This is a genomic window from Brevundimonas sp., from assembly GCF_046295775.1.
Classification (GTDB): domain Bacteria; phylum Pseudomonadota; class Alphaproteobacteria; order Caulobacterales; family Caulobacteraceae; genus Brevundimonas.
In genome coordinates this window covers 193207-199725 of the sequence record NZ_JBKBML010000003.1, presented here as the reverse complement: position 1 = coordinate 199725, position 6519 = coordinate 193207, and the positions used below count along the sequence as shown (strand labels likewise).

General features: G+C 69.1%; 9 protein-coding genes. 7 read left to right on the top strand and 2 right to left on the bottom strand.

The genetic code is table 11. From position 1 onward, the window contains the following. The coding region (locus ACK4I0_RS03630) for a sensor histidine kinase (RefSeq protein WP_409608087.1) at window positions 1-1142 on the top strand (1142 nt) is incomplete at its 5' end. 1 nt (window position 1143) lies between these two features. Here the strand turns inward: ACK4I0_RS03630 and mutY are convergent. Next, complete coding sequence (gene mutY / locus ACK4I0_RS03625; RefSeq protein ID WP_409608085.1) at window positions 1144-2157, bottom strand: A/G-specific adenine glycosylase; 1014 nt, start codon at window positions 2155-2157, stop codon at window positions 1144-1146. 48 nt (window positions 2158-2205) lie between these two features. On the opposite strand from mutY, the gene ACK4I0_RS03620 reads away from it, so the two are divergent. Beyond that, the gene (locus ACK4I0_RS03620) at window positions 2206-2757 is read left to right on the top strand and encodes a DUF721 domain-containing protein (RefSeq protein WP_409608083.1); all 552 of its coding nucleotides are present in this window, start codon (window positions 2206-2208) and stop codon (window positions 2755-2757) included. Next, window positions 2750-3025, top strand: a complete 276-nt coding sequence (locus ACK4I0_RS03615) for a YdeI/OmpD-associated family protein (protein ID WP_409608081.1) — start codon at window positions 2750-2752, stop codon at window positions 3023-3025. Before ACK4I0_RS03620 ends, ACK4I0_RS03615 begins: the two co-directional genes overlap by 8 nt. A 537-nt stretch (window positions 3026-3562) precedes the next feature. On the opposite strand, the gene ACK4I0_RS03610 is transcribed toward ACK4I0_RS03615, so the two are convergent. Next, complete coding sequence (locus ACK4I0_RS03610; RefSeq protein WP_409608079.1) at window positions 3563-3784, bottom strand: hypothetical protein; 222 nt, start codon at window positions 3782-3784, stop codon at window positions 3563-3565. Between the two features lie 156 nt (window positions 3785-3940). Here ACK4I0_RS03610 and ACK4I0_RS03605 point away from each other — a divergent pair, with 156 nt between their 5' ends. The 4 genes from ACK4I0_RS03605 to ACK4I0_RS03590 all read left to right on the top strand — a co-directional run bounded on the left by ACK4I0_RS03605 (window position 3941) and on the right by ACK4I0_RS03590 (window position 6512). Beyond that, the gene (locus ACK4I0_RS03605; protein ID WP_409608077.1) at window positions 3941-4399 is read left to right on the top strand and encodes an SMI1/KNR4 family protein; all 459 of its coding nucleotides are present in this window, start codon (window positions 3941-3943) and stop codon (window positions 4397-4399) included. Window positions 4400-4608: 209 nt separating this feature from the next. Further along, a complete protein-coding gene (locus tag ACK4I0_RS03600; protein ID WP_409608075.1) occupies window positions 4609-5262 on the top strand; it encodes a DsbA family protein in 654 nt (217 codons plus the stop codon). 20 nt (window positions 5263-5282) lie between these two features. Then, the gene (locus tag ACK4I0_RS03595; RefSeq protein WP_409608073.1) at window positions 5283-5894 is read left to right on the top strand and encodes a thioredoxin domain-containing protein; all 612 of its coding nucleotides are present in this window, start codon (window positions 5283-5285) and stop codon (window positions 5892-5894) included. 3 nt (window positions 5895-5897) lie between these two features. Continuing rightward, window positions 5898-6512 carry a thioredoxin domain-containing protein gene (locus tag ACK4I0_RS03590; RefSeq protein WP_409608071.1) on the top strand — a complete coding sequence of 205 codons (615 nt, stop codon included), beginning with the start codon at window positions 5898-5900 and terminating at the stop codon, window positions 6510-6512. Window positions 6513-6519: the final 7 nt, after the last annotated feature.

The window sequence follows — 6519 nt, the reverse complement described above, 5'->3', positions numbered from 1 at the left end:
CCGGCCGGCCCCGCGAGCGCCGCGCGGACGCGGACGGTGAGGCGCTGTCGACGGCCCGCGCCCTGACCGCCGCGCTGCCCGGCGCCCTGCTGACCGTCGCCCCGTCCGGCCGCATCCTGGCGCGGGCGGGTGTTGAAGCGGACCTGGCCGGCGACGACCTGATCGCCGCCGCCGCGCCCGACGAGCGCGAGGCCCTGCGCGAGTGGCTGGCCAGTTCGCAGGCGCGGGGCGAGGCCGGCGAGCGCCTGACCCGCCTGGCTGACGGCCGGACCCTGCGCCTGCGCGCCGCGCCGCTGAACGGGCCGAACCTGGCGGTACTGGCGCTCCAGGCTGACGTGGCCGTCGCCGAGCTCGCCGATCTGGCCGCCCAGCGCGACCGGGCCGAGGCCCGCGACGCCGGCAAGAGCCGCTTCCTGGCGCACATGAGCCACGAACTGCGCACGCCGCTGAACGCCGTCGTCGGCTTCTCCGACATCATGCGCCAGCGCCTGTTCGGCCCCCTGCCCGAGCGCTACGCCGAATACGCCGGCTCGATCCACGAGGCCGGCGGACACCTGCTGGACCTGATCAACGACGTTCTGGACGTCTCCAAGATCGAGGCCGACCGCTATGAACTGGCGCTCGAGCCCTTCGACGCCCGCGAGGCGATCGAGGCGGTCGCCGTGCTGATGCGCGGCCAGGCGCGCGACAAGGGCGTCGAGCTGGCGGTGGTCCTGCCGGCCGAACCGCTGAAGGTCATGGCCGACCGCCGCGCGCTCAAGCAGATGGCGCTGAACCTGGTGTCCAACGCGATCAAGTTCACGCCCGCCGGCGGCTCGGTCAGTCTGGCCGCCGAACGGCTGGGCCCGATGCTGGAGGTGACGGTGTCCGACACCGGCGTCGGCATCGCCGCCGAGGACCTGGCCCGCCTGGGCCGCCCCTACGAACAGGCCGGCGGCGCGGACCAGAAGGCGCAAGGCTCGGGCCTGGGCCTGTCGCTGGTGCGCTCGCTCGCCGAACTGCACGGCGGCCGGCTGATGCTGGACAGCACCCTGGGCGAAGGGTCGGCCGCTACGGTCCGCCTGCCGGTGATCGACGAGACGCCGGCTGCGGGAGAACCACCCGGCGGCGCCCAGATCATCCCCTTCGCCCAGAAGGCCTAGCTCAGGCCAGGGCCCGGTCCAGCGCCTTTCTGAACACCGTGGGCAGCGCCGCGCGCGCATCCTCGACCGGCGTCCACAGAAAATCGCCCTCGCCCTCGGCCACATGCACCGTCAGATCCAGCGAGAAGTGCGTGAAGACGTGCTCGATCGATCCCGTCTGACGCCAGTCCGCAGGCGCGGGCGGCTCGGAGGCGGGCGCAGCGCTCCAGTCCGAGGTCGGCAGGCCCAGCATGCCGCCGAGCAAGCCCTTGGCCGGACGGCGCACCAGGGCGACGCGGCCCCTTCCGTCCAGCAGCACATAGGCGTGGCCGAGCCGGCGCGGCCGCTCGGACTTCGGCGTCCTGACCGGGAATTTCTCAGGCGCGCCGGTCGCCAGGCCCTGACAGGCGAAGGCGACGGGGCAGCGTCTGCACAGGGGGGACTTCGGTCGACAGACGGTCGCACCCAGGTCCATCAGAGCCTGAGCCCAGTCGCCCGGTCGCTCGTCCGTCACGAAGCGCCCGGCCAGGCGGCGCAGTTCGGGCCGGGCGGCGGGGATGGGCGTGTCGACCGCGAACAGACGCGCCATGACCCGCTCGACATTGCCGTCCACCACATTGGCGGCCTGCCCGAAGGCGATCGCCGCCACGGCGGCGGCGGTGTAGGCGCCCAGCCCTGGCAGGGCCAGCAGGCTGGCCTCATCGTCGGGAAAGACGCCGTCGTAATCGGCCGCCACCGCTCGGGCGCAGGCCAGCAGATTGCGGGCGCGGGCGTAGTAGCCGAGCCCCGCCCAGGCGGCCATGACCTCGCCGTCCTCGGCCGCCGCCAGATCGCCGACGGTCGGCCAGCGCGTCGTGAAGGCGGCGTAGTAGGGTGCGGCGTGGGCCGTCGTGGTCTGCTGCAGCATCACTTCCGACAGCCAGACGCGATACGGGTCGGGCCGCGCGTCCGAACCCGGCGGGGCGCGCCACGGCAGGCTGCGGGCCTCGCGGTCGTACCAGTCGATCAGGGCGCGGCGAACGGCGACAACATCCATCGCCCGACCATGTAGTGCGCCGCGCGTCCAAGGGATATGGTCCTTCCCATGCGCCGCCCTTTGCCCACGGAAGCTGAAGCCCGCGAGATCCTGGCGCGCCGTCGCACGCGCCCGCCGATGCGGCCGGTGCCGCGCGCGGGCAAGGCCCTGACCGGCCTGATCCGCGAGCTGGATGAAAAGTTCGGGCGCGGCGCCGAGGCGCTGGAGCCGCGCTGGCGCGAGATCGTCGGAGACAGGCTGGCGCGGGTCACGCGGCCCCAGAAGCTGACGCGCGGGCGCGGCGGAGCGGGCGGGACGCTGGAGCTGCGCGTGGCGGGCGCGGCGGCGCTTTTGGTGCAGCATCAGTCCGAGGAGATCCTTTCGCGCGTGAACCTATTTCTGGGGTCGGGCGCGGTGGCGAAACTCAGGATCGCTCAGGGACCGGTGAAGCCGCTGGCCGAACGCGAACGCCCCCGCCCCGCGCGAGCCGCCTCTCCTCCGCCGCTGGACGCCGCCGAGGCGGCGCGGCTTGAGGCGGACCTGGCCGCCGCGCCCGAAGATTTGCGCGGCCCCCTGGCCAAGCTGGCGCGCGCCGTGATGAGCAACCGTCGCGATGACTGAGGCTAAGGCGGGGACGCCGAGCGGCGGCGTGGTCCACGACCTGCCCGATGATCTTCGCCTTGCCCTCATCAGCGAGCCAGCCGCTCTGGAGCGTTGGGAGGACATCACCCCGCTGGCCCGCAACGAATGGATTTGCTGGGTCCAGTCGGTCAAACGGCCCGAGACCCGACGCAAGCACGTCGAGCGAGTGGCGGCCGACCTCAACACCGGCAAGCGCCGCCCCTGCTGCTGGCCCGGCTGCCCGCATCGCGAACGCACGGGACGTTGAGGCCAGGCCGCATTGGATCGGCGCGCTCGCTAGGTCGTCTTTTTCGCCGACACTCGAAGACCGCATTCCACCCATTGCGGGTATTGGCGAATGGGCGATAGTTCGCTTCATGAGAGCACTGGCGGTCATAAGCACCTACCTTAGCGGAACCGTTCTTGCGGCCTGCTCACCGCCTATGATGAACTCTGTTGAAGTCGATACGTCAGGTCCTCCGCATGTGTCCGGTGTTGTTTCGCTGTGCGGACGGGAAACGAAGCTGACCCGACGCGGCGACAGCCTGCGAGCGTCTTTGTCGGTGACGTGTGAGGGGAGCGGGGAGGTTCGGCTGAGCTCGGAAACCGGCTCTGAGGTAACGTGTCCCATTGGCTACGTGACGCCTGGAGCCGAGCAAAAATTCTCGTTTGCTCTGAAGGACAACGAGTGCGTTTGACCAACCCGATATGACATCTGGCAGGTCGCGGTTCATTGTCGCTCGGCTGAAGATCCGCTTTCCGGCAAAGTTCTCACGACAATTCCCGACCCGAGGGGAGATCATCATTAAGGTGGAATCTTCGCGAGAAACCGACCAATCACGAAGCCGCCGATACTGACGGCATAGATGCCTAGAAACACCAGCACGGTCTCTCTAGGCGTCACGCCGATGTAAGCATCAGGGTCAATAGTGATGACCAAAAACAGCAATGTGAAAACAACCGGCAGCATGATCGATAAGGTCATCATCGTTCTTCCGATCCAAAGATAATAGCTGCGCTCGCTCATGTGATGCTGATGATACAGGGCTTTCAAGCTTTTGGAATGGGCGGACCTCTAATGCCGCCCCCCATGCAGAAACAGCCAGCGGCCATTTTTCGGTTCGAAGGCCAATGTCCGCTTAAGGCCTTTAAGCGGAGGACCGCATTCGACCCATAGCGGACGTTGACAGCGACGTGGCTCGATGCTTTCAACAAGCAATGGTCTCATGCAGACTACCCACCCATCGAAGTGCAGCCTGCTGACTTGGAGCAGGCAGAAAAGGATTTGAGCTTTACCTTTCCCGCGAGCTATCGCGGTGCCGTCTTGGCGGTTGGCCTTCCGAGACCCTCAGCCGATTTGTGGGATGCCCTCGATGAACAATCGGACCTGCCGCACTTGGGAGACTTCCTGACGCCGACCGAGATCGTTGAGAGCGTTCAAGGCTGGACGCCCTCTGCCTATCCTGCCGACCTCGTGCCGTTCGCATCCGACAGCGGCGGCAACTTGCTTTCGTTCCGGAGGCGTGATGTCAGCGATGCCGTGTATCTCTGGGATCACGACTTCGGCACGGCCCAGCAGATCGCCCCGTCTTTTGCGGACCTTCTCGAGGCGTATTGCAGTCCTCCGAGTGAGGCTGCCTAGGTCCGCTACCCACCCTTGTCCGACATTCAGAGTGGCCGCTTTCGGCGGCGGCGGCCCAATCCGGGCTTGACCGCTCGGCCGTGGCGCCTTGATTGGGGGATCGGCGACCGGGACGGCCAAAATCCGCCTCACCTGTCGTCAAGAACCGGCGGTGCGATGACTTTCGGGGAATCGCTCGATGATCCGCCTTTAGCGATGGAAGACGACGCATGCGCGCCAAGCTGACCCGATACGCCCAGATGAGCCGCCGCGCGGCGTTGACCGCCGCGGCCCTGGCCGGCATGGCCGTGATGGCCGGATGCAGCGGAAACGCGGGCGGCTCGGCCGAGGGCGACATGGCCCTGGGCGCGGCCGAGGGCGCCAAGGTCACGGTTGTGGAGTACGCCTCGGTGACCTGCGTCCATTGCGCCGCCTGGCACCGCGACACCTGGCCCGAGTTCAAGGCCAAGTATGTCGACACCAATCAGGTCCGGTTCGTCCTGCGCGAGCTGCCGACCCCGCCCGCCGACATCGCCACGGCCGGTTTCATGGTCGCGCGCTGCGCGGGTGACGACCGCTATTTCGACGTTGTCCACCACCTGTTCGACACCCAGGGCGAGCTGTTCGGCGGCGCGCTGCAGCCGCGCGACTGGCTGCTGCGGACCGCCAACGCCGTAGGCATGACCGAAGAGCAGTTCCAGACCTGCCTCGCCGACCCCGAAGGCGTGGCCGCCATGGAGCGCCGCATCCAGGTGGCCCGCGACCAGGGCGTCAGCGGGACGCCCGCCTTCTACGTCAATGGGCAGGTGGTCCAGTCGTCGGGCGGCGAGGGCGCCAGCCTGGCCGATCTGTCGGCCGCCATCGATCCGCTGCTGGCGGACTGACGGCCATGTGGGGGGCGACGATGAATCGACGGGTTTGGAGCGGCTTCGCCGTTGCGGCGGCCCTGATGCTGGCCGCTTGCGGCGGCGGATCGGGCAAGGCGCCGGTCGAGGACGACATGGCCCTGGGGGCGGCCGAGGGCGCCAAGGTGACGGTGATCGAATACGCCTCGGTCACCTGCGGCGCCTGCGCCCAGTGGCATTCCGAAGTCTGGCCCGCCTTCAAGGCCAAATACGTAGACACCAATCAGGTGCGCTTCGTATTCCGCGAATTCCCCACCCCGCCGGCCGAGATTTCCGTCGCTGGCTTCCTGGTCGCCCGTTGCGCCGGCGCGGACCAGTATTTCGACGTGGTGGGCAAGATCATGGACGCCCAGCCAGAGCTGTTCGGCGGCTCCACCCCGCCGCGCGACGTGCTGGCGAGGATCGCGGGCGAGGCCGGGCTGAACGAGCAGCAGTTCACCCAATGCGTGACCAACCCCGAGGCGGTCGCCGCCGCCGAGGCCCGCACCCAGGCCGCGCGCGCCGCGGGCGTCACCGGCACGCCGACCTTCCTGGTCAACGGCCGGCTGGTGCAGGATCGCTCGCTGTCGGGCCTGTCCGAGGCGATCGATCCCTTGCTGGCGGCCAACTAGGTCATGGCGCGGGCCCTTATCCTCGCGTTGGCCCTGATGCTGGCCGCACCGGCGGCGGCCCAGCAGACGCCCTCGGCGCCGCCGGCCGCCCACGCCAACGACAGGGTGCTGGGCCGCGCCGACGCGCCTGTCACCGTGATCGAATACGCCAGCTTCACCTGCCACCTGTGCGCCGACTGGCACCAACTGGTCCTGCCCGAATTCAAGCGGCGCTTCATCGACACGGGGCGGGTCAAGCTGGTGTTCCGCAACCTGCCGACGGCGCCGCCTGAGCTGGCCCTGCCCGCCGCGGCCCTGGCGCGCTGCGCTGCGCCGGAGCGCTTCTTCGACACGGCGGCCGCCCTGTTCCGAGGGCAGGCCGCCTTGTTCAACGGCGGCAGCCAGGACGACTGGTACGCCGCCGCCGTCCAGGCCAGCGGCCGCACCCGCGCCCAGATCGACGCTTGCGTGGCCAGGCCCGAAATCCGCAATCTGATCGAGACCGAGATCGCCCAGGCGACGGCTGCGGGCGTTCACGGCACGCCGGCCTTTTTCGTCAACGGCCGCCAGACCACCGACCGGTCTCTGGGCGGGCTGGAGTTCGCCATCCGCGACGCCGAAGCCGCGGCGGGGCGCTGACGGACGG